Annotated in this window: 19 protein-coding genes; 15 read left to right on the forward strand and 4 right to left on the reverse strand. The window is 59.7% G+C overall.

Annotated features, from left to right (window positions below):
- Positions 1-53 precede the first annotated feature (53 nt).
- From BLW69_RS19490 to BLW69_RS19525, 7 genes are all read left to right on the forward strand, one after another.
- Positions 54-1,373, forward strand: coding sequence for an MFS transporter (locus BLW69_RS19490; protein ID WP_092664332.1), 1,320 nt, complete (start codon positions 54-56; stop codon positions 1,371-1,373).
- Positions 1,374-2,351 carry an amidohydrolase family protein gene (locus BLW69_RS19495; RefSeq protein WP_092664334.1) on the forward strand — a complete coding sequence of 326 codons (978 nt, stop codon included), beginning with the start codon at positions 1,374-1,376 and terminating at the stop codon, positions 2,349-2,351. It begins immediately after the preceding gene.
- A gap of 623 nt (positions 2,352-2,974) precedes the next feature.
- Positions 2,975-3,964 (forward strand): Bug family tripartite tricarboxylate transporter substrate binding protein, encoded by a 990-nt coding sequence (locus BLW69_RS19505; RefSeq protein WP_092664338.1) that lies wholly within the window; start codon positions 2,975-2,977, stop codon positions 3,962-3,964.
- A 70-nt stretch (positions 3,965-4,034) separates the two neighbouring features.
- Positions 4,035-4,529 (forward strand): tripartite tricarboxylate transporter TctB family protein, encoded by a 495-nt coding sequence (locus BLW69_RS19510; protein WP_062458685.1) that lies wholly within the window; start codon positions 4,035-4,037, stop codon positions 4,527-4,529.
- Between the two features lie 17 nt (positions 4,530-4,546).
- The gene (locus tag BLW69_RS19515; protein ID WP_092664340.1) at positions 4,547-6,061 is read left to right on the forward strand and encodes a tripartite tricarboxylate transporter permease; all 1,515 of its coding nucleotides are present in this window, start codon (positions 4,547-4,549) and stop codon (positions 6,059-6,061) included.
- A 44-nt stretch (positions 6,062-6,105) separates the two neighbouring features.
- Positions 6,106-7,488: an NAD(P)H-dependent oxidoreductase gene (locus BLW69_RS19520; protein WP_092664342.1), complete on the forward strand. Its 1,383-nt coding sequence runs from the start codon at positions 6,106-6,108 to the stop codon at positions 7,486-7,488.
- Positions 7,489-7,574: 86 nt separating this feature from the next.
- The gene (locus BLW69_RS19525; RefSeq protein WP_092664344.1) at positions 7,575-8,303 is read left to right on the forward strand and encodes a sulfite exporter TauE/SafE family protein; all 729 of its coding nucleotides are present in this window, start codon (positions 7,575-7,577) and stop codon (positions 8,301-8,303) included.
- A 22-nt stretch (positions 8,304-8,325) separates the two neighbouring features.
- On the opposite strand, the gene BLW69_RS19530 is transcribed toward BLW69_RS19525, so the two are convergent.
- From BLW69_RS19530 to BLW69_RS19540, 3 genes are all read right to left on the reverse strand, one after another.
- Positions 8,326-10,038 (reverse strand): dihydroxyacetone kinase family protein, encoded by a 1,713-nt coding sequence (locus BLW69_RS19530; RefSeq protein ID WP_092664346.1) that lies wholly within the window; start codon positions 10,036-10,038, stop codon positions 8,326-8,328.
- 11 nt (positions 10,039-10,049) lie between these two features.
- On the reverse strand, positions 10,050-10,988 hold the full coding sequence (locus tag BLW69_RS19535) for a sugar phosphate isomerase/epimerase family protein (protein WP_092664348.1): 939 nt from the start codon (positions 10,986-10,988) through the stop codon (positions 10,050-10,052).
- A 164-nt stretch (positions 10,989-11,152) separates the two neighbouring features.
- Positions 11,153-12,190: a 4-hydroxythreonine-4-phosphate dehydrogenase PdxA gene (locus tag BLW69_RS19540; protein ID WP_092664350.1), complete on the reverse strand. Its 1,038-nt coding sequence runs from the start codon at positions 12,188-12,190 to the stop codon at positions 11,153-11,155.
- Positions 12,191-12,359: 169 nt separating this feature from the next.
- Between BLW69_RS19540 and BLW69_RS19545 the strand changes: the two genes are divergently transcribed.
- The 8 genes from BLW69_RS19545 (at position 12,360) to BLW69_RS19580 (ending at position 22,891) form a co-directional block, all read left to right on the forward strand.
- A complete protein-coding gene (locus tag BLW69_RS19545) occupies positions 12,360-13,040 on the forward strand; it encodes a GntR family transcriptional regulator (protein ID WP_092664351.1) in 681 nt (226 codons plus the stop codon).
- A gap of 110 nt (positions 13,041-13,150) precedes the next feature.
- Positions 13,151-13,930 carry a DeoR/GlpR family DNA-binding transcription regulator gene (locus BLW69_RS19550; protein ID WP_092664353.1) on the forward strand — a complete coding sequence of 260 codons (780 nt, stop codon included), beginning with the start codon at positions 13,151-13,153 and terminating at the stop codon, positions 13,928-13,930.
- A complete protein-coding gene (locus BLW69_RS19555; protein WP_062458658.1) occupies positions 13,927-14,697 on the forward strand; it encodes a triose-phosphate isomerase in 771 nt (256 codons plus the stop codon). The genes BLW69_RS19550 and BLW69_RS19555 overlap by 4 nt, the downstream gene beginning before the upstream one ends.
- A 12-nt stretch (positions 14,698-14,709) precedes the next feature.
- On the forward strand, positions 14,710-15,165 hold the full coding sequence (locus BLW69_RS19560; RefSeq protein WP_062460374.1) for a D-erythrulose-4-phosphate isomerase: 456 nt from the start codon (positions 14,710-14,712) through the stop codon (positions 15,163-15,165).
- A gap of 474 nt (positions 15,166-15,639) precedes the next feature.
- A complete protein-coding gene (locus tag BLW69_RS19565; protein WP_062458656.1) occupies positions 15,640-17,511 on the forward strand; it encodes an ABC transporter ATP-binding protein/permease in 1,872 nt (623 codons plus the stop codon).
- 121 nt (positions 17,512-17,632) lie between these two features.
- Positions 17,633-17,995, forward strand: coding sequence for a response regulator (locus tag BLW69_RS19570; protein ID WP_162237932.1), 363 nt, complete (start codon positions 17,633-17,635; stop codon positions 17,993-17,995).
- Between the two features lie 591 nt (positions 17,996-18,586).
- Positions 18,587-21,022: a PAS domain-containing protein gene (locus tag BLW69_RS19575; RefSeq protein ID WP_092664631.1), complete on the forward strand. Its 2,436-nt coding sequence runs from the start codon at positions 18,587-18,589 to the stop codon at positions 21,020-21,022.
- A gap of 321 nt (positions 21,023-21,343) precedes the next feature.
- A complete protein-coding gene (locus tag BLW69_RS19580) occupies positions 21,344-22,891 on the forward strand; it encodes a cryptochrome/photolyase family protein (protein WP_092664355.1) in 1,548 nt (515 codons plus the stop codon).
- A gap of 238 nt (positions 22,892-23,129) precedes the next feature.
- On the opposite strand, the gene BLW69_RS19585 is transcribed toward BLW69_RS19580, so the two are convergent.
- Positions 23,130-23,825 (reverse strand): hypothetical protein, encoded by a 696-nt coding sequence (locus tag BLW69_RS19585; protein ID WP_092664357.1) that lies wholly within the window; start codon positions 23,823-23,825, stop codon positions 23,130-23,132.
- Between the last annotated feature and the right edge of the window lie 2 nt (positions 23,826-23,827).

Raw genomic sequence — 23,827 nt, forward strand, 5'->3', positions numbered from 1 at the left:
TGGATGCAAGCCTGATGAGGCCTGCGCCGACAAGTCAGGGAGGATTTGTATCTATGTCCGAAATTGAACAGCAACCCGTTGCCGCTGGCCGCGTGGAGCTAAAGGGTAAAGCGGCAACGAATGTACGATGGTACATCTTCGTCGTCGTTTTCCTGCTCGTTGTCATCAACATGGTCGACCGTACGGCTCTTTCGATCGCCATGCCCAGCATTGCCGCCGAATTCTCGCTCGGCCCCGCCATGCAGGGTCTTATCCTGAGCTCCTTCTTCTGGAGCTATGCATTGATGCAGATCCCCGGAGGCATGCTGATCGACCGCTTTGGCGCACGCTCGGTCATCACGGTGTCCACACTCGGTTGGGGTATCTTCCAGACCATTGCGGGCTTCACGACCGGCGGCATCTCGCTTCTGTTGACCCGCATCGGTCTCGGCGCGGCGGAAGCGCCTCTCTTCCCGGCCGGAGCAAAACTCAATTCGATCTGGCTTTCGAAACGGGAACGGGCCCGCGGTGCCGTTTTCATGGACAGCGGTGCCCCGCTCGGGGCTGCCATCGGCGGCGTCCTGATCAGCTGGCTCATCCTTACGCTCGGAAGCTGGCGGCTTGCCTTCATCGTCGCCGGGCTCGTGACCATCCTTTTGGGCTGGCTCGCATGGCGTTACCTCCGTGACAATCCGTCCACGCATCCGGGCATCAACGCTGCGGAAATGGATATCATCAACGAAGTGGGGCAACCGAAGTCCGAGGCTACGGAAAGCGAACCGACCGAAATCCTTCGCCGGTCGATCGTCAGCCTCGTGGCAGGTCGCGCCGGATGGGCGATGATCAATTTCGGTCTGCTGACCTGGGGCCCGAGCTATCTTGCGCAGGCGCGCAACTTCAACCTGAAGGAAATGGGCGGAGCGACTTTCGTCATCTTCCTCGCCGGCATGCTGGGTTCGCTCGCAAGCGGCTTTGTCGCCGACAAGATGGTGGCCGCAGGGTTTAAACGATCCGTCGTCTACAAGCTTCTTCTGGGCATCACTGGCCTCGGCGTCGCCGCCACATTCATCGCTCTGCCGCATGTGAGCAGCCCGGTTGCCGCGGTCGCGCTTCTCTCCGCCACACTATTCCTGCTCTACTTCGGCAGCCTTTACTGGAGCCTCCCCTCGATCCTCGCGCCGAAGAGCCGGGTCGGCGTCATCGGCGGCACAATGAACTTTGCCGGCAGTGTCAGCGGCATCATCGTCCCGATCCTGACAGGCTTCATCCTTCAATGGACCGGTGGCTCCTATGGCACCGTGCTCGGCTTCTTTGCGGGCTGCGCCGTCGTCTATGTCATCGCCACTCTCACCATCGACTTCAACGAAGGTACTCGTGAACGGAAGGGCAGCTAATTGGACGACTTTCCTCTTTGGGACGGCCCTATCGTCGATGCGCATCAGCATTTCTGGGACCCCGTCGCCAACGACCATCCCTGGCTAAAGCCGGAGGCTAAAATCCCCTTTCGGTATGGCGACTACAGCTCGATCAAGCGGCGCTATCTTCCGCCCGACTACCTGAAGGACGCGGAAGGTCACAACGTCGTGCAGACAGTGTATGTCGAGACCGAGTGGGATCCGACAGATCCCATTGGCGAAAGCCGATACGCAACCAAGGTCGCGGATGAATTCGGGCTTCCCAACGCCATCGTGGCTCAGGCATGGCTCAACAGAGCCGATGTCGGCGACGTGCTCGCCCAGCAGGCAAAGTTCGAGCTGGTGCGCAGCGTGCGTCACAAGCCGGGCGGCGCCGAAAGCGCCGCTTTCGCTGCCGATCACCGAACTCTCATGACCGACGAGACCTGGCGCAAAGGCTACGCCCTTCTCGAGACGCATGGACTGAGCTTCGATCTCCAGACGAACTGGTGGCATCTCGACGAGGCCATGCTGCTGGCACGGGATTTTCCTTCCACGACCATCATCCTCAACCACACGGGTCTGCCATCGGATCGATCCAGCGAAGGGATGAAGGGATGGCACGCGGCGATGGGCAAGTTTGCGGATATGCCCAATGTCTGCGTCAAGATTTCTGGGATCGGCCAGAAAGGGCGGCCTTGGTCAATCGAGGACAACAGCGCCATCATTACCGAAACCATTGCTATGTTCTCAGCCGAGCGGACGATGTTTGCCAGCAATTTCCCGGTCGATAGTCTATGCGGTTCATTTGACACGATCTATTCGGGCTTCAAGGACGTGGCGGCACGCTATTCCCTGAGAGATCAGGCAAAACTCTTTGCGGGGACTGCACGCAAATACTACCGGCTGCCGATGGCGAACGAAGCCGGCATGACCGGCACCGCGCCTGAGGTCGCCCGGACGGCTCTCTTTGGGTAGCACGCAGTCGAAGGCTGAATAGACCTGGCTGCGATCGCGAATCGCCGATCGGGACCTGAATCTAAGGTTGCTGTTGTGCTATCCGCATGACGGTTCCCGGTGCCGATCAGCCTAAGTTCTCTAAAAAAAATCTCGCGATCCGTTCAAACTCGCGTTCGCAAACGCGAGTTTGAACAGTCGGGCTATCGCGTAAAGCAAGAGCAAATCGATTAGATCGCGCTGATCGATCGTATCGCCGCCTGCGCTCCCCTGTCCGCAAAATTTTGTATACAAAATTCTGAAGACTTGATATGTGCTAATAGATGGCCTATGATTTTCCTCGGATGGAGGAGATTATGGCGTCAGGACGAAGCCCAAAATCAGTCGGACTTGCGCCCGCAAGAGGCGTCTCGGCGAGGCCCAACCGCCACGATCAGAGTGGCTTCAGCGCGCTCGCTTCTTTCTCATTCGAATTCAAAGAACTGCCCGACATCACGAGATCGCAGCCGGCGTCTGCCTGGCCGCTCATTGCCGGGTCGATCTCACGAGGTGCGCCGAGGACGCAGTTCGCTGCCGCTTCGTGAACACGAGGACCGATCGGCTGTAGGCAAACCTGCAGCCATTTCATCTAAAGGAGGAATAAGATGAAGAAGCTATCCGTAGGATTGACATTTGCGGCCGCGGTCGTGCTGGCGGGACAGGCGCTTGCCTTCGAACCGACACGCCCCGTCGAGTTCGTCGTCGCATCCGGCCCGGGCGGCGGCACCGACAACTTTGCCCGCACCATCCAGTCGATCATCGCCAAGCACAAGCTGATGGAAAAATCGATGGTGGTCCTCAACAAGGGCGGCGGCAGCGGTGCGGAAGCGTTCCTCTACGCCCGCAAGAATGAAGGCGATCCGAACAAGCTCTACTTCGGAACCAACAACGCTTATCTCCTGCCGCATGTCGCAAAGCTTGCCTATTCGATGGAGGACCTGCGTCCCGTCGCAGCGCTCGCATTCGACGAATTTTTGATCTGGGTGAAGGGCGATTCCGAATACGCGACGCCGACGGATCTCATCGAAGCCGCGAAAGCTGCGCCGAACAAGCTTTCCTTCGCCGGCAGCCAGTCGAAGGACACGGATGAAACCCTGGTCGCTCTGATCGAGCAGACGACGGGCACCAATTTCAAGTATCTGCCCTTTAATGGCGGTGGCGAAGTCGGCGTTCAGCTGGCCGGCGGCCATGTCGCTGCCAACGTCAACAATCCGAACGAGAATGTCGGCCAGTGGCAGGCGGGCGCGATCAAGCCGCTTTGCGTCTTCTCCGACAAGCCGATGGCCAAGAGCGATCCGGTCCATGACGGCAAGGGCTGGGGCGATATCCCGACCTGCGCCTCGAGCGGCGTCAACGTTCCGTCCTACAAGATGCCCCGCACGGTCTGGACCGCTGCCGGAACGCCTGATGACGCGGTCGCCTACTACAGCGACGTTCTGAAGAAGGTCAGCGAGACCCCGGAATGGGCTGACTATGTCCGCAAGACCTCGCAGACCGGCGAATTCATGGCGGGTCAGAAGCTGCAGGACTTCATTGTGACCAGCGAGAAGAACGCCGTCGGTGTCTTCGAGGCCGAAGGTTGGCTGGTTAAGTAAAGTCCTGACGCCAACGCGATTTTAGGTCCGGCATGTTCGTGCCGGATCTTTCGATCGAGGGAAATCAATCATGCGTATCAAGCGACTCCATGTCGAGATCGTCACCGCCATCACTCTTGCCGCCGTCGGCGCACTGGGGGCAACCGGTGCCCTGGAACTCGGCGTCAGCTGGAGTGAATCCGGCCCCATGCCGGGCTACTTTCCGTTTTACGTCGGCATCATCCTGATCGTTGCGGCTTTTGCCAGCGCGGCCCAGGCCATTTTCAGGTTGAAAATGGGCAGCGAGGAGATGCGCGAGACGTTCCTTGAGCCGGAACAGACGCGAAGGGTTCTTTCCTTCCTTCTGCCGATGATCGTCTTCGTCATCGTGACGGTCTTTCTCGGCACCTATATCGGGACGGCGCTGTATCTCTTCTACGTTGCCTGGCGCAACGGCGGCTACAAGCCGTGGATCGCGATCCTGATCGGTGTTGTCTTCTCCATCGCGCTTTATTTCGTCTTCGAAAAAGCGTTCCAGGTGCCGCTGCATAAGGGCCCGATCGAAGAAATGCTCGGCATTTACTAAGCACCCGGAGCTTGATCATGGAAAATTTTGAACTGCTTATGGGTGGCTTTGCGACGGCACTTACGCCGATGCACATCACCCTGATGATCGTCGGCGTCCTTCTCGGGCTGATCGTCGGCGTCCTCCCCGGCCTCGGGGCTCCGAACGGCGTATCGCTGCTCATTCCGCTGACCTTCACAATGGACCCGGTCTCGGCGATCATCCTTCTGGCGTCGATGTATTGGGGCGCGCTGTTCGGCGGCTCGACGACCTCGATCCTCTTCAACATTCCCGGCGAGCCGAGTTCGGTGGCGACCACTTTCGATGGTTATCCGATGGCGCGATCCGGGCAATCGACCCGCGCGCTTACGCTTGCCTTCATGTCGGCCGGCATCGGCGCCTTCGTCGGTATCGTCGTCATCACGCTTCTGTCCACTTGGGCAGCGCGTTTCGCGCTTCGTTTCGGCGCGGCTGAATATTTTGCCGTCTATTTCCTCGCTTTCTGCGCCTTTGTGGGGATGGGCAGCGCTTCGCCGATCAAGACGGCCGTCTCGCTCAGCCTCGGCCTTCTTCTGTCCACTGTCGGTATGGATACCGTTACCGGATCGCTTCGCCTGACATTCGGCATCGAAGCACTCTTGAGCGGCGTGAGCTTCCTGGTCGTCGTCATCGGTCTGTTCGGGATCGGCGAACTTCTGGCAACCGTTCAGGACGGGCTGAAATTCCGCGGAGTCGCCTCCCGTATCGACCCGCGCGACGTCTTCAAGACCATGCTGGAGCTGCCGAAATACTTCACCACGATCGTGCGCTCGTCTGCCGTCGGGATCTGGATGGGCATCACGCCCGGTGGCCCGACCGCAGCATCGTTCATGAGCTATGGTCTTGCACGTCAGTGGTCGAAGCCAGGCGAAAAGTTTGGCACCGGCCGTCCCGAAGGTATCGTTGCACCGGAAACCGCCGACCACTCGGCCGGCACCTGCGCCATGCTGCCGATGCTTGCCCTTGGCGTTCCAAGCTCTGCAACCGCAGCCGTTATGATGGGCGGCCTGATGATCTGGGGCCTGACGCCGGGACCGATGCTTTTCACCACGCAGCCAGACTTCGTCTGGGGCCTGATCGCCAGCATGTATATCTCCAACTTCGTCGGTGTCATTCTGGTCCTGTTGACCGTTCCGTTCTTTGCAGCGCTGCTTCGCATCCCGTTTGCAATCATTGGTCCGATGATCGTGGCGATCTGCTTCGTTGGCGCCTATACGGTGGCGAATTCGACCTCCGACCTCTGGCTCGTACTGATCTTCGGCGTCGTCGGTTTCGTCTTCAACAAGCTGGAATTTCCGCTGGCACCATTGGTTCTCGCCATGGTTCTCGGCAGCAAGGCGGAAAGCTCGTTCCACCAGTCGATGATCGCCTCCGACGGATCGCTCGGGATCTTCTTCTCGAACTATCTGGTCGGCTCGATCATGACAGTGGCACTCGCGCTTCTCATCATTCCGCAGAGCCTGAAGTTCATCAAGTACCTCAGAAGCCACAAGAACGTGGACGCGGCGGCATAAGCCGCGCCCACGCCTTTTTCGTTTCGGTTTAGGAGGGGAACACCATGAACTATCACACCTATTTCGGCAGAGAGTCCGCCCCGGTGGAATGCTGCATCGTCGGCACCGGCGGCTTCGGCCGCAGCTTCATCGCGCAAAGCCTGAAGACGCCGCTGATCAGCACCCGCGTTGCGGTCGATCTGAAGGCGCAAACCGCGACAGACGTTCTGCGGGGCCTTGGGATCGATCCGTCCAGGATTGCCCAATGCGCAACCGCGAGCGAGGCGAAGACGGCATGGGAGAACGGCCATTATATTGCGGCGGGTGACCTTTCCGTCGTCCTCGACCTTCCGATCTCCGTGGTTGTCGAAGCCACCGGTCACCCCGAGGCCGGTGCCAAGCACTGCCGACTTGCGATCGATGCCGGCAAGCATGTCGCTCTGGTCTCCAAGGAAGTTGATAGCGTCGTCGGTCCCGGCCTTGCACTGCGCGCCCGCAACAACAATGTCATCGTCACCCCGGTCGATGGCGATCAGCCGAGCCTGTTGATGGGTCTGGTGACCTGGGCGGAAGTGCTCGGACTGGATATCATCGCCGCCGGCAAGGCCAGCGAATACGATTTCGTCTACGACCCAAAACAGAAGACGCTGAGCTCCAACGGCAAGACCGCGTCTGCACATGATTTTGGCGACTGGATCGAACCGGCAACACTGGACCTGTCGACCATCGCGGCAAGACGATCGGAAATCGCAGCGGAGTTTCCGCAGCGGGCAGTTCCGGACTTGTGTGAAATGACGCTGGTTGCCAATGCCACGGGCTTCCTGGTCGACCGGGCCGACCTGCATGTTCCCATCGCGCGGATCACCGAAGTTGCCGATTTCTTTTCCGAGCGTTCGAGCGGCGGGTTGCTCGGCGCGCCAAAGGTGCTCGACGTCTTCCACTGCCTACGGCTTCCCGGCGAACTGAGCTTTGCCGGCGGCGTCTTCGTGACGGTGCGTTGCGACGACGCGGAGACCTGGCAGATGCTGGCGGAAAAAGGCCATGTCGTGAGCCGCAAGGGCGATGTCGCCATGCTCTACATTCCACGCCATCTTCTGGGCGTCGAGGCTGCAACGAGCATTCTCGAAGTCGGCGTGCGCGGCGTCTCCAGTGGTGCGGCCGAGCCGCGGCCGGTGATCGACCTCGTCGCGCATGCAGATGCCGATATCGAAGCCGGAACAGTTTTGACGGCAAGCGGCCACCATCACTCGATCGTCAACGTTTCGGCGCGCATGATCCCGGCCGCCCCGCTCTCGGATGACAGGGCCGTTCCCTTCTACCTGGCAGCCAATCGCACCCTGAAGAGAGCGGTCGGGGCGGGCCAGCCGATCCTTTGCGGCGACGTCGAACTTGATGAGACCTCGGCATTGCTCGAACTGCGGCGCGAGCAGGACAAGGCATTCTTCTAAGCCTCCCAAGGCAATGCGCGGCCGGCGCGAACGCGGGCCGCGCGCTCTCATAGGCCCTGTGGCCGAACTCGCGTCGAGGATAAGCCTTGCTCTCCTATATCCTCGTCTGCACCATAGGTTTCGTCGCCGGTTGCCTGAGCGGGGTGATCGGCACCGGCGCCAGCCTCATTCTCCTGCCCGTTCTTGTTCCGATGTTTGACCCCGCGCGCGCCATTCCCGTCATGGCGATCGCCGGGCTGATGGCGAATGCCGCGCGTGTGATGGCTTGGCACAGGCATGTCAATTGGCGGGCTGTTCTCGCTTATGCGCTCCCCGGCATGCCGGCAGCGTCCTTGGGCGCTGTCAGCCTGGTCCATCTGCCGGCAGCCATCAGCGGCACTTTGCTCGGTCTCTTCATTATGTTGCTTGTCCCGTTTCGGCGATACATTCGCCACCGCAACACCACCATCGGTCTCGGTGGAATGGCAATCGCCGGTGCCGTCGTCGGATTTCTGACCGGGATGTTCCTATCCACCGGTCCACTCAGCATTCCAGCCTTCCTGGCCTTCGGGCTGACCAAGGGCGCCTTCCTGTCGACGGAAGCGGCGGCCTCGATTTTCGTGCAGGCGGCAAAGGTTTTCACGTTCTATCAGGCAGGTGCGCTGACCCATGATCTCGTGATCAGCGGTCTCGTGATTGGTTCGTCACTGATGGCCGGAACGTTCTTTGCAAAACGCTATGTTGTCAGCATGTCCGAGCGCAAGTTTGGCCTGATAATGGATGCCATTACGCTCGCATCCGGCCTGTGGCTCACATGTGTCGGTCTGTTCGGCTGAAACCGAACAGACCTTCTCAGGGTCAGCTGCGTTCGGCGATAAAGCCGGCCGCAAGCTGGGCCACCATCGAGAGCGAAACAGCGCCGGCATCCGGATGGCCGATGCTCTTTTCCGCAAGCGGCCGCGCACGGCCCAGCCGGGGCGTGAGTGCGGCTGTTGCTTCGGCAGCCGCGCTCGATGCGTCGGCTGCAGCCTTGAAGGCTTCCGGCAGTGACTTGCCTGCCGCAGTGTTCTCCGTCAGGGCCTCGACGAACGGAATAAGCGAGTCCACAAGCGTCTTGTCGCCGATACGGGCACGGCCGAGAGTGGTCACGGCCTCCAGCGCCCTGCGGGCGCCTTCGGCAATCGCCGCTTCATCAGGCACGTCGTTGTCGCTCAGTGCGCTGCTCCACGACCGCAGCAACAATCCCCAGATCGCGCCTGATGTGCCGCCGGCACGGTCAGCCCAGGCATCGCCGCCCAGAGCAAGCGTCGTCTGCGCGCCGGCTCCCGCCGATACGGCAGCGGCCATCGCCTTGGCAGCGGCATCGGAACCACGCTGCATTCCCTGCCCATGGTCGCCGTCGCCGGCAATCGCATCGATGCGTCCAAGCTCGGATTCCTTGTCCGTGAGCATGGCGGCAATCCTGGCAAACAGATCCGAGATGCAGGCGGCCGACTTTCGCGACGCTTCGGATGCCGCCGGGATGACCGGAGCAGCTTCCTCATCGGTGATGACATCGGTGCGCAATTCAGCGACTTCAGGCCGTCCGCGACGAAATGCCGGCGCATCGCAGGGTGCCGCCCAATAGCGCTCAAGCTCTTCATCGAGCCAAGTCAGCGTCAGCGAGCAACCCTGCATATCGAGGCTGGTGACGAACTCACCGGCTTCCGGCAGGACGATCTGAAGATCGGACCCGGTGAGTTTCTTCTGGACGGCTGTCCACAGCACGAAGAGTTCTTCATATTTTGTCGAACCGAGACCGTTGAGAACGGCTGCGACGCGCGTGCAGCCCTGCGGCCTTTCGGCCAGCAGTTTGTCCGTGAGCACATCTGCAAGATCCGTCGCGCTCGCGATATCCTGCTCGCTGATGCCAGGTTCGCCGTGAATGCCGAGGCCGAGTGCCATCCGGCCTTTCGGGACCGTGAACAACGGCTGCGTTGCACCTGGAAGGGTACAGCCTGCAAAGGCGACGCCGAACGAAACCGTGCGTTCATTGGCATGCCGGGCAATACGCTCCACCTCATCAAGCGAAAGCCCCGCTTCCGCCGCAGCGCCAGCGATCTTGAAGACCATGAGGTCGCCGGCGATGCCGCGGCGCTTGGCGTGTTCGTCCGCCGACGCACTCGCAACGTCGTCGGTCACGGCAATGATGCGCACATCGATGCCTTCGGCGCGAAGACGCTCTGCAGCGACCCCGAAGTTCAGCACGTCGCCTGCATAATTGCCGAAGCCGAGAATGATGCCGCCGCCATTGTCGGCATGGCGGCAGACGCGTGCAACCGCCGCCGTCGATGGAGACGCAAACACGTCACCGGCGACCGCTGCATCGGCCATGCCCTGGCCGACATAGCCCGCGAAAGCCGGATAGTGACCCGAGCCGCCGCCGACAACCACCGACACTTTGCCATCAGGCACTTTCGTGGCGCGCACGACACCGTTGGCAATGAGACGCACGTGGTTGGGATAGATCTGGCAAAAGCCGGCAAGCGCAGTCGAGGCGAATTCGTCTGGGGCATCAAAGATCGTCGTCATTTAAGCGGTCCTCAAGTACGCGGCAGAATGCGCCGGAGATAGTCGCGGTTGGTCGCGCTGACGGAAAGGCCGTCGCCACCATAATGCTCGCACAGGAACGGGCTGTTGAAGCCGTGTTCCAACGCAAGCTTGATTGCTGTGCGATAGTTGATCAAGCCGGATTCGAGCGGAACCGGGTGGCTGGCGATGAGGCCCGCCTGCTCGTCCTCGATCCGCATGTAGTTCTTGACGTGCCAGTATTTGGCGAAAGGCGCGACTTTCGTCATCATCTGCAGCCAGTGCTCGACCGGCCGATGGAGACGGATGAGATTGCCGAGATCGGCGTTGATGCCGACATTGGCCAGACCGACTTCCTCGACGAAGCGGACAGAACTGTCCGCCGTTCCAAGATAGGTGTCCTCGTACATTTCGAGGGAAACCTCGATCCCGACTTCTGCGGCATGCCTGCCGAGTTCGGCAATGCGGGCCACCGCCTTGTTCCACGTTGCGGGGTCATCCGGGTTTTTGGCACCCTGTTCGGTCCAGAACCACAACGCTCTTTTCTGCTTGTCCGTCAGCGGCTCGAAGAAGCCGAAGGAAACGCTCTGTGCGCCGATCTCAGCGGCAGCCTCGATGACGCGGTGGCTGTAGGCGAGGTAATCGTCGCCGTGTTTCTCGTCGATAACGCTGCGCCGCGATGTCGATATCGCCGGGATGGTCATCCCTGCATCTTTCACGACCTCGCAGAACGCACGACGGCGATCAGCCGAAAGATCGGCGACGCGGAGCCAGCTGTCCGTAGGATCGAGTTCGGTGAAGCCTGCATCTGCGACTTCGCCGACAGTCTTGGCCCATTCCTCGACGGTCTGATCCTGAACCGAACGACCGTCCGGCAACATATTGGGGTATTGAATCATTGCGGCCGCGATCGGCCAGGTCTCACGCGTCCACTTGGGAGCTGAACTTGTCATTGTCGTCCTCCAACCGCGACGCCACCGCGCTCTTGATGGCGCAGGGAAGCCGCACACTCTGACATTTGGCAGCCGGCGTTCAAGCCGACCGACATGCGCCGAGCCCGCGTCCTCTCGGGCTGAGATGACCGGCCATTCACGGCCGGTCATTTATGATCAAGTGATCACGCGGCCTGTGCTGCCAGGCGCTGGCGCTTTGCCATACGGGTCGCAAGCAGGATCGCTTCACGGGTCGCGCCGATATCGGCAATGCCCTTGCCTGCAATGTCATAGGCCGTGCCATGAGCCGGCGTGCAAAGCGGGAATGGCAGGCCACCCATCATCGTCACGCCCTTGTCGAAGCCAATCAGCTTCATGGCGATCTGACCTTGGTCATGATACATGGTGAGGACGGCGTGATAGCCTTCCTTCATGGCGCGAAGAAACACGGTATCGGCCGGGAACGGACCCTCGACGCCGTAACCGCGCGCCTTTGCTTCGGCAACGGCGGGTTCAATGATCTCGATTTCTTCCATTCCGAAGCTGCCGCCATCGCCCGCATGCGGGTTGAGACCGGCGACCGCGACGCGCGGCTCATCGATACCGGCGGCCTTCAGGCAAGAAACAGTCAGTTCGAGTTCCGACAGAAGCCGGTCCACGGACAGGTTGGCAGCCACTTCCTTGAGCGGGATGTGCGAGCTGACACGTGCGTTCCAGATCTTTTCGAGAACGTTGAACTCGCGGATCTTGCCGGTGAACGACAGAACGTCCGAGACGAAACGGATTTCGTCATCGTAGCCCGGATAGGCAAAGCGCATCGCCTTCTTGTTGAACGGCGTGAAGCAGACCGCATCGGCCTTTCCGGCATGGGCGAGCTCAAGGGCGGTGCGGAAGTTGCGCGTGGCGAACGTGCCGCCGGCCAGCGTCGCTTCGCCGCGCTCCACCTCTTCCGGAGCGAGATGGCCCAAATCGATAAATGCGTGCTTCGAGCGATCGAGACCCGAAAGATCATCGAGCGAAGCCGAGATCAGATCTGGCTGAACGCCTGCTTCCTGCGCGCCCTTATCGAGAATGCGCCGATCGCCGATCACAACGATATACGCCTGCTCTCTGATGTCATCCAAAGCCAGAAGCTGTGCGGTCAGTTCGGGGCTGATACCGGCCGGGTCTCCCATCGCAAGCGCAATGGTGGGACGGCTATCGTGATGCTGGGTGATATCCATGGGTCAATTCTCCTACCTCGGTGAGGACGTTTCTAAGCCATCCGGAATCGCAGGACAAGTCTTTTGCATTTTGTATGCAGCATTTTTACGTTTGGTGCCGTTCGGGTTCTGGTATAATCCTGGCGAGACGCTTTGATCATCACGGCGGTCCAGAAATCGAGCTTTCAAAATGAGTGATACACTGCCCGAATCGCCTGTCTCGCCATCCGGCCCCATCCGGCGGACGGCCTTGCACGACACGCTCGTCACTCGGTTGCGCGACATGATCATCGAGGGCGAGCTTGCCCCCGGTTCGCGGATGCACGAAAGCCAGCTCGGCGAACAGCTGGGCGTTTCGCGCACGCCGCTGCGGGAAGCGATCAAGTACCTTGCCAGCGAAGGGCTCGTCGAACTCATTCCAAGCCGCGGCGCGATCGTCAAAAGGTTCAGCGGCAAGGATGTGCACGACATGCTCATCGTTCTGAAGAACCTGGAGGAGCTTGCCGGAAGCCTTGCCTGCGAGACCGCGACGGATGACGATATCGCCCGGGTCAGGCAACTGCATGACGAGATGCGGGCCTGCTACGACGTGAAGGATCGCCTGCGCTACTACAAGCTCAACCAGGCCATCCATACCGAAATCTGTCGGATCGCGGACAACCAGGCACTTAGCAGCGTTCAAGCGCAACTGCAGTCGCGCTTGAAGAGAATCCGGTTCATCGGCCACGAGGGTCCGGACAAGTGGTCGGCGGCCATGGCTGAGCATGAGGAGATGATTGTCGCGCTCGAAGCGCGGGACGGAGAAACCTTGTCCAAGGTATTGGGGCTTCATTTGCTCAATGCGTGGCAGCGCGTCAAAGACGCGATATAGCGCAAGTCGAAATCTCCAGAGCCAACATGGCTGCCGCAAAATCACATCCATAATGTTGATTATAACAATATAGGTGTTATATCCGTTTCATCCCACGCGGACGGTCTCGGATGAAGCGCGAAGAACGACACCAACGGATCATCAATCTGCTGATCGAAAAGCGAACCGTCGATCTCGACGATCTGGCGGAGCTTTTTGCCATCTCCAAGATGACCGTTCACCGTGATCTGGATGAGCTTGAGCAGGCAGGGGTGCTGCGTAAAGTGCGCGGCGGCGCAACGATCGACGCAGGTACCCAGTTCGAAAGCGATTTTCGGATCCGCGAACGTCAGGATCATGCCGCCAAGCACGCCATCAGCAAGGCGGCTGTCGATCTGGTCGAACCCGGTATGACCGTCATGGTCAATGACGGATCGATGGCGGCCGTGCTCGGCGAGGCACTGGCCGACAAACGTCCGCTGACGGTTATCACCAACAACGCGGCCGTCATGGAGCGGCTGAAAACCGAGACCGGCATCTCGCTGATCGCCCTCGGCGGCGTCTATTCGCCCAAGTTCAACGCATTCTTCGGCGTGGTCACGGAAGAGGCTTTATCGCGGCTGCGAGCTGACGTTGCGTTCATCTCAACCCCGGCCGTCGCATCGGGGCAGGCCTATCACATGGACGACGCCGTGGTCCGGGTAAAACGGGCGATGATGGCATCGTCGGCGCGCGCTTACCTGCTCGTCAACCACGAGCGGATTGGCCACACGGCGCTGCATGTCCTCGCCGGTCTCGATCAATTCGCCGCCGTCATCACCAATTATCAGCCTGAGGCCCAACTGCTTCGAGACATCGAAGACACGGGCGTCACACTGACCATCGCATCGTCGGGAGGATCACATCCATGACCACATCGCCAAGCTTCTGGATCGGCACCAGCTGGAAGATGAACAAGACGCTTGCCGAAGCTCTGGAGTTCGCGGCCGCCGTGAAGGCAGCCGATGAAGACAGGGATTCACGCATCCAGCGCTTCGTCATTCCGCCATTTACCGCCACGCGCGAGGTCAAGGCTGCCCTTGCCGGAACCTCCGTCAAGGTCGGCGCGCAGAACATGCACTGGGCCGATCAGGGTGCCTGGACCGGCGAAATCTCGCCGCTGATGCTGAAGGACTGCAAGCTCGACATCGTCGAGCTCGGCCATTCCGAGCGGCGCGAGCATTTCGGCGAGACGAATGAAACCGTCGGGCTAAAAACCGAAGCAGCGGTTCGCCACGGGCTCATCCCGCTGATCTGCATCGGAGAGACGCTCGCTGATCGCGATAGCGGCAACGCACAGCAGGTCCTTGCGGATGAGGTTCGCGGTGCCCTTTCCAAACTGTCGGGCGACCAGAAGAATGCCGAGATCCTGCTCGCCTACGAACCGGTCTGGGCGATCGGCGAGAATGGCATTCCCGCCACCGCAGATTACGCATCCGCCCGCCATGCCGAGATCATTGATGTGGCGCAGTCCATCCTTGGACGCCGCATCCCCTGCCTCTATGGCGGGTCGGTCAATCCCGGCAATTGCGAAGAACTGATTTCGAGCCCTCATATCGACGGGCTCTTCATTGGCCGTTCCGCCTGGAATGCCGAGGGCTATCTCGACATCCTGGCAAAATGTGCCGCCAAACTCTGAGGAGACATGACCATGAAGCTTGCAATTGCAGGAGACAGCGCCGGCGAAGGCCTGGCAAAGGTTCTCGCTGATCATCTGAAGGACCGTTTCGACGTGCACGAAGTATCGCGTACCGATGCCGGTCCCGATGCGTTCTACGCGACGCTTTCCGACCGGGTCGCCTCCGGTGTCATCGACGGCACCTATGACAAGGCCATCCTGGTTTGCGGAACCGGCATCGGTGTCTGCATCTCGGCCAACAAGGTCCCCGGCATCCGCGCCGCACTGACACATGATACCTATTCGGCTGAACGCGCCGCCCTCTCCAACAACGCCCAGATCATTACCATGGGCGCCCGCGTGATCGGCACCGAACTGGCCAAGGCGATTGCGGACGCCTTTCTGGCGCAGACTTTTGACGAGAACGGTCGCTCGGCCGGAAATGTCCAGGCGATCAACGAGGTAGACGGGAAGTACAACGCCCGCTGAACCTTTTCCGTGACCGGACAATGTCCGGTCACGCCCTCCTCCCCGACTGACAGATGTCGACACAAGATTCACGTGTCCTTTTCCGCGGCCATACCCCGTCGAAGCTCGCTCAACGGGCAGGCCTACGGGCGCCCGGAAACCTAGTCCCCACACTCCTCAAAAATCCTAGTGTCTATCGTCTTTCCGGCGGCAGGAACCTTAATGTTCCAAACTACGTTTCTGCGCCACCTGCGGGTATCAGGGGAGGAGAAACGATGACTGAACATAGCGTTTTCGCACAACGCCACTTTGGCACTCCAACAAAGCAAATCATGTTTGACACGAGAGCGATGGCCGCAGCGCAGCTTGTCGCTTTAGCCGCGCCATTCGATCCGCAGGCATAGGCCACACCTACCCCACCTGCTTTCCGTTTCCGTCAATCTTTCTACAGTTTCTAAGTGCGCTGCCCAGCGGACGATCTCGACCGGAGTGTCAATGTCAGAAACCACCTCGACCAAGCCAGGCGCAACAGCCGCCACCCTTACCCCGGAACAGGCAGAACAGGCACGGCGCGCCTATCTTCTCAAACGTTTCTGGGTCAGCGCTCGCGGCTACTGGGGTCGCGATGGCGACAAGATCGCCTGGGTATGCTCGATAACGCTTCTCGCGCTCATCGGTGTCAACGTCGCTTTCCAGTATGGTATCAACGTCTGGAACCGCGGACTGTTCGATGCGATCGAGCAGCGGAATGCCGATCAGGTCTATTCGCTAGGCCTTCTGTTTCCGCCGCTCGTGCTTGGAAGCGTCGCGCTCGTCAGTTCGCAGGTCTATCTGCGCATGCTGATGCAGCGCCGCTGGCGCTCGTGGCTCACGAAATCATTGATCTCTCGGTGGCTTACGAATGGACGCTACTACCAGCTGAACCTGATCGGCGGCGATCACCAGAACCCGGAAGCCCGCATTTCCGAGGATATGCGGATCGCGACGGAATCGCCCGTGGATTTCACGTCAGGGGTGATTTCGGCTTTCGTGTCGGCGTCGACCTTCATCGTCGTCCTGTGGACGATCGGTGGCGCGCTGACGATTCCGATCGCCGGAAATTACGTCACCATACCTGGCTTCCTCGTGATTGCGGCGGTCGTCTACGCCATCATCACATCGAGTTCGATCGCGGTCATCGGCCGGAACTTTGTGAAAGTGTCCGAGAATAAGAACCAGGTCGAAGCGGAGTTCCGCTATACGCTGACCCGCGTGCGCGAAAACGGCGAGAGCATTGCGCTGCTGGGCGGCGAAGAGGAAGAGCGCAACGATCTCGATCGGACCTTCGCAAATGTCCGTCAGCAGTGGCGGCTGCTTGCGTGGCAATATATGCGCACGTCCTTGGTCTCGCACGGATCGATGCTCATTGCACCGGTCGTTCCGGTCCTGCTCTGTGCCCCAAAGTTTCTCGATGGCAGCATGTCACTGGGTCAGGTCATGCAGGCGGCATCGGCATTCACAATCGTTCAAGGTGCGTTTGGATGGCTGGTCGACAACTATCCCCGTCTCGCCGACTGGAATGCCTGCGCCCGTCGCGTAGCCTCGCTGATGGTTTCGCTTGATGGTTTGGAACAGGCCGAACAGAATGAAACTGTCGGACGGATCAAGCATGGCGAAACTGAGGGCGACACCATGCTCAGCCTGAACGAGGTCTCCGTCTCGCTTGGCGACGGCACTGCCGTTGTCAAGGAAACGCAGGTGGAGATCGGGCCCGGCGAACGCGTCCTCGTGGCGGGTGAATCCGGTTCGGGCAAGAGTACGCTGGTGCGAGCCATTGCGGGGCTGTGGCCATGGGGAGAAGGAAGTGTCAACTTCCGCAAGGGCCAGGAACTTTTCATGCTACCCCAGAAACCATACATCCCCTCGGGCACCCTGCGTCGCGCCGTCGCCTACCCGAAACCGGCAGACACGTGGTCGGCAGAAGAAATCCATGTTGCCCTCGACAAAGTCGGGCTCGGGCACCTGCGCGACAGGATCGAGGACGAAGCGCCATGGGACCACACGCTGTCAGGAGGAGAGAAGCAGAGGTTGGCGTTTGCCCGGCTTCTCCTCAACGACCCTGACATCATTGTCCTTGATGAAGCCACCTCCGCTCTCGACGAAAAGACGCAGGACAAAATCATGGAGATGATGATCGACGAGCTGCCCAATGCCACAATCCTGAGCGTGGCACACCGCGTAGAGCTCGAACAGTTTCACAGCCGGAAGATCACGCTCGAGCGCCGGGAGGGCGGGGCAAGGCTGGTTAGCGACGTCGATCTCGCGCCTTACACACGCGGCCGAAACGTCTTGTCGCGACTTCTCGTTCGCCCGATCATCAAGCCGTAGAGGATGTGAATGAGAGTTCGGCTCAGATTCAGGCAACGCCTGTGTAAAAGTCGGAACTGATGCCTCGCCAAAATGTTCAATTGTACGGTAACGTACAGAGAATGTGATGCCGAGGTCCGAAATGAGCCAAGCCGGAGTTATTCTCGTCGTTGAAGATGAGCCCGTCCTCCGATTTATATTGGTGGAGGAGTTGCAGGATGCCGGGTACGAGGTGTTCGCCGCGGTCGATGCAGCCCAAGCCATAGACATCCTGGAGAGCAACTTCGATATCCAACTTCTCCTGACGGATATCGACCTGTTTGCCGAGGGTGAAGGCGTGGAACTCGCTCGGATGGTGCGCGATAGATGGCCCCCGATCCGGATCATCCTCACGTCGGGAAACTGGACGCTTCAACAATCCGAGCTTACGTTTGCAGAACGCTTTATCCCCAAACCCCATGGGCCGGGCGTACTTCTCCAGACCATCAGAGAGTGTATGCTTTGACATGCTCTTATGGAACCATTTTGCGCAAACGGCGTTATGCAGAGCGACCAAGGGATGACTCCGCGTTTACCGTTACGACGCGAGGGATTGCTTGAGGCGACGAATTCGACTGAGACCTTTGCATAAATGACAATGACCGGGGCCCCGTCCGACGCACGGGATGGAGATACGAAACCCATGCACCGCAAATTGCTTGAATCGTTTTACGGCTACGGTGCCGCAACAACAGTCGTCGCTGTTGGTCTTTTGGCGGTGTGGTTAATTCGGTGACCTCTTGCGCCGTACCGAGGGCTCGCTGACTCATACCGGTCCGCCAAGACGCCGCCTCTGGTTTTGCCGGAGACAGCAGTTGCGCGAGAAGACCGGCTTTTCGGGAATATTCTGCGGAAACAACTCTTCGCCTTAGAGGTTGAACACAGACTGTGGCCACCATCCTCCACGCGTCAAACACCGTCTCCCCACCCCTCCCGTTTTCTGTTAGACCCGATCTCCAGACTGAAGCCATTAAACTGAAATGAGCGTAGCCTTCATGTGCCGAACAGCCAGTGAGCCTCTGACGTGATGCAGATCCTTTCAGAGATAGAAGGCGAAATGGCTTCGCGGATTCGCGCGGTCGATTGGAACACAACCAGCTTAGGACCTATCGAGGACTGGCCGATAGAGCTGCAGACCACGCTGGCCTTGTGCCTCAATACCGACCTGCCAACTGCCATCTACTGGGGAGACGAAATGCGTCTCCTTTATAACGATGCGTGGTCGCCGATCGCTGGAGAGAAACACCCGTGGGCATTGGGTCGCCCCGCGTCGACCGTCTGGGCGGACATCTGGGATATCATAAAACCGCAACTCATGGCCGTCGTCGAGACGGGCAAGGGTTTTCGTGTGGCCGATCAAATGCTGCCGATGCTTCGCGGCGGACGCGTTCAGCATACGCATTGGGACTACAGCTTCGCACCGATCTTTTCGGCGGAAGGTCGTGTCGTCGGGGTTTTCAACCAAGGTACCGAGACGACCGCCCGCCTCTCTGCGCAACGGGCGTTGCGGGCGAGCGAAGAGCGACTGGAATACGCACTCGGCGCCTCAGAAACTGTCGGGACGTGGGACTGGGACATCCCGAACGACAGCGTGGTGGCCGACGCGCGATTTGCCAAGATCTACGGCGTTGAGCGGAGCGTTGCCGCCAGCGGCGCTCCGATCGGTGCTTTTTTCCGTCTGGTTCATCCCGATGATCTGCCGGCCCTTCAATCCGCGATCGACGAAGCGCTGAAGACGGGCACTATATTTTCGCAGGAATACCGGCTCGTCGACGCGGATGGTTCCGTCCGGTGGGTGACTGCCCAAGGCCGCGTCACGCTTGCGCCGGACGGTACACCACTGCGGTTTCCGGGTGTGTCATTTGACATCACCGATCGCCGCGTTGTCGAAATCGCGCTGCGGGAGAGCGAGGAACGCTTCCGTGCGATCACCAATTCGATCGACCAGATGATCTGGGCCACGCAACCCGACGGCCACCACGATTATTACAACCAGCGTTGGTACGACTTCACGGGCGTCCCGCAAGGCTCGACAGACGGCGAGGAATGGAACGGCGTTTTCCACCCTGACGATCAGGATCGCGCCTGGTCCACCTGGCGTCGCAGCCTCGTCACAGGAGAGCCCTACCACATCGAGTACCGCCTCCGGCATCGTAGCGGTAACTATCGATGGGTTCTCGGCCGCGCGCAGCCTGTGCGGAAGGAGGATGGCGAAATCAGCCGCTGGTTCGGGACATGCACCGATATCCAGGACATCGTCGATGCACGCGATATTCTGTCGAAGTCCCGCGAGCAACTGGCGCGTGAAGTGGAAGAAAGAACCGCGAAGCTGGTCGACGCGCAGGACCAGTTGCGCCAGGCGCAAAAAATGGAAGCCGTTGGTCAGCTCACGGGCGGCATCGCGCATGACTTCAACAATATGCTGGCCGTCATACTGGGTTCGATCAGCCTGCTCGAAAAGCGGTTGGCGCGCGGTGAGGTCGATGTCGGCCGCTACATCGAGGCCGCAAAGGATGGCGCAACGAGAGCTGCGTCACTGACGCACCGCCTGCTCGCTTTCTCGCGACGGCAACCGCTTCAGCCGGAGGTGATCGACCCAAACCGCATGATTGCCGGAATGTCGGAATTGCTGACCCGCACGCTCGGGGAGCATGTTTCCGTGGAAACCGTCTTGGCGGCTGGACTGTGGAAAGTCTATGCCGACAGCAGTCAGCTGGAAAACGCCATTCTCAACCTCGCCGTCAATGGCCGCGATGCCATGCCCCGCGGCGGCAACCTGACGGTCGAAACCGCAAACTCGTATCTTTCCGACGAATACGCGCAGGACAATGCAGTGGCAGCCGGGCAATATGTCATGATTGCCGTATCGGATACCGGAACGGGGATGACGCCCGAGGTTATGGCGAAGGCTTTCGATCCGTTTTTCACCACCAAGGAGGTCGGCAAGGGATCGGGTCTGGGACTAAGCCAGATCTTCGGCTTCGTCAGGCAGTCGAGCGGGCACGTCAAAATCTATTCGGAAGAAGGCGTCGGGTCATCTATCAAGATCTACCTGCCGCGGCATCACGGTGAGGTTGAAGCCCCCGTAAACATCCAGGGCGTCGTCAAGCAGCCGGGCCGGGGCAGCGTTTCCGAGACGATCCTTGTCGTAGAGGACGACCAGCGCGTGCGCGTTTTCTCCACCGAGGCGCTTCGGGAACTGGGATATACCGTCGTCGAAGCCGCATCGGGCGAGCAGGCGCTCACCTTGATCAGGGCCGGTCTCAAGCCGACCTTGTTGTTTACTGATGTCGTGATGCCGGGGATGACAGGCCGCGAATTGGCCGACGCCGCCAAGGTTCTGATGCCAGAATTGAATATTCTCTATACGACTGGCTACACCCGCAACGCCGTTGTCCATAACGGCGTGCTGGAGGGTGGAACGCACCTCTTGCAAAAGCCCTTCAGCCTCGATCAGCTTGCTGATAAAATACGGAAGGTGCTGGACCAGTAGCCTTCGCGAATGAAGCGGGGCGGCGTGAGGAGCGTTCGAACTCGGGGGCTGGACCGACGGGCAAGCCTGCCTGCGCACAGCTCGCGGTCCGATCAGAGATTGGACAATCGACGAGCGAAATGGGAGGCCGCGGCGCGTACACTCGCGCCGTCATCATTGGCCTGTGCTTTTCGCGTGTTGAAATGCAACGCTTCGACCCCGTCGGCATTCACCCGATAGACAAGATCGACATGCTCCCTGTTCGATCCCGACCTCCGCTCTTGCAGGGGTTTGGCGGAAAGGCACGGTATCCGTCACTATAGAAGAGGGTCAAAGCAAGCTGTGAAGCCAACCCGCAACCTCATTTTCATTCTTGGCGATCAGCTATCCTTGTCGGTATCGAGCCTTGAGGGTGCCGATCCCACGCAGGATATGGTCCTGATGTGCGAGGTGGTGGAGGAGGCGACCTATGTCGAGCATCACAAACTGAAACTCGCCTTCATCTTTTCCGCAATGCGCCATTTTGCCGATGAGCTGCGTGCGAAAGGCTTCTGCGTCCGGTACGTGCGGCTTGATGATCGCGACAATTCAGGCTCCTTCACGACCGAGCTTTTGCGCGCGATTGCAGAGACGTCACCCCGATCGATCATCGTCACCGAAGCTGCCGAGTGGCGCGTTCTTTCGGCCATGGAAGACTGGCAAGGTTTGGTAAATCTGCCGGTAGAGGTGCGGCAGGACACGCGGTTTATCTGTTCGACGACGGAGTTCAAAGCCTGGGCCAAGGACCGCAAGGCTCTGACGATGGAGTATTTCTATCGGGACATGCGGCGCAAGACCGGCCTGTTGATGAACGGTGACCACCCCGAAGGTGGCCGGTGGAATTTCGACAGTGAAAATCGCAAACCTGCCAAACCCGACCTGTTTCGCCCGAAGCATCATGTCTTTCCGCCCGACGCAGCAACGCAGGAGGTTCTTGCGCTCGTCGAGCGCACGTTCCCGAACAATATGGGTTCGACGGAGAATTTCTCGTTTGCAGTGACTCGCGCTGACGCGGAGAAAGCTGCCGACGGATTTATCCGCGACTTTCTACCCAATTTCGGCGAGACGCAGGACGCGATGCTGGCCGAAGAGCCGTTCCTGAACCACGCGCTTCTCTCCTTCTACATCAATGTTGGACTGCTCGATCCGCTCGCACTATGCCGGGCTGCGGAGCGCGCGTATTTCGAAGGACACGCGCCGCTGAATGCGGTCGAGGCTTTCATCCGCCAAATCATCGGCTGGCGCGAATATATCCGCGGCATCTATTGGCTGAAAATGCCGGGATACGAGACAAGCAATTTCTTCGCCGCATCCCGTCCCCTGCCGGACTTTTTCTGGAGCGGTGAAACGGACATGGCCTGTATGTCCACAGTGATCAAACAGACGATTACCCATGCCTACGCGCATCATATCCAGCGTCTGATGGTGGTCGGAAATTTCTCGATGCTGGCAGGCCTTGATCCCTACGCAGTTCATCGCTGGTATCTGGAAGTCTATGCCGACGCCTACGAATGGGTTGAACTACCCAATGTGATCGGAATGAGTCAGTTTGCCGACGGTGGGTTTATGGCCTCCAAGCCATACGCCGCAGGCGGCGCGTATATTTCTCGTATGTCCAATTACTGCGAAAGCTGCCGGTATGACGTGTCGCAGAAAACTGGCGAGAAAGCCTGTCCCTTCAATGCCTTGTACTGGGATTTCCTCGCCCGTAATGCCGAGTCACTGTCGGGCAACCACCGTTTGGCGCAGATGTATGCGTCATGGCGACGGATGTCGGCAGGAACGCAGCAAGCCTATCGCAACAGTGCTTCTGCATTTCTCGGGAAACTGGATGACGGAAGCCGTGTTTGACCGTGTGGAAATAGGCCGGCGACGGAGCATCTGAGGAGCGCGCCCCGCAGAATGAATGGATCCGATCGCTGACGAGGTCCGTGTCTCTACCCCCAAGAGTGAGCCGGGATCATGCGGAATGGTCCTCCGCTCTCGGAAGGAAAAACACGGTGGAGGCGAACCGGTTCACCCGTCCCTGCGAGAATTGGTCGCGACCGACCGTCCTCGAACGATCTCACGCCCGGCTGGGTGGCCGAACCTATCTCCCCGTTTTGTCGCGCAACGATCGACCGAGATGACAAGCTTGCGCGTAAGATAGGACCTCACGGGCAAGGACTGGGTTCGCCAAAGGCAAACGCCGCCGAAGGGCAGCGCCTTTCAAGGAGCATACCACCGCAAGATCCGCTTTCAGCGGTGCTGCCGCGAGGGTAAGGCTCGGCTGCGTCAGGCGATTGTACAAGCGGAACCGCGCCGCAATCGTGTTTTCTTCTGCGGGGGCGTAAAGCTGCGACAGCGTGACGAGCTTTGCGATTTCCTCTGGCTGTTCCCCGACCGCTTGCCTGACCATCGCATACCGGACCCAAAAATTTCCATCACTCGGGCGACAGTGAAGCGCAAAGCGAACCACGGTCTCTGCCTCCCCAAGCGCGCTCGACCAGTTGTCGTAATCGACATCCGGGCTTTGTGTATCCAGCCGGACGAGCGCAACCGTTACAGCTGCTTTGACGAATTCGCTTTGGCAAACATCGTCTCTGAGAAGCAGTCTCATCTGCGGTAGAGTTCCTTCGAGCAACTCCCGCGAGACCGGTCTGTCGCGTTCAATCTGGGCCGCGATGTGTCGCATGGTCCCGAACCGGGCGTAGCGTGAGACCTGTGTTACCGAGATCGCCAGGCTGCCCATGCAGAGCAGGACGACCGCTCCGATGAGAAGCGGTCTGCGACCACGCCGCGTCATTC

This window comes from Rhizobium sp. NFR12, from assembly GCF_900108545.1.
In the GTDB taxonomy this organism is placed as follows: Bacteria; Pseudomonadota; Alphaproteobacteria; order Rhizobiales; family Rhizobiaceae; genus Neorhizobium; species Neorhizobium soli.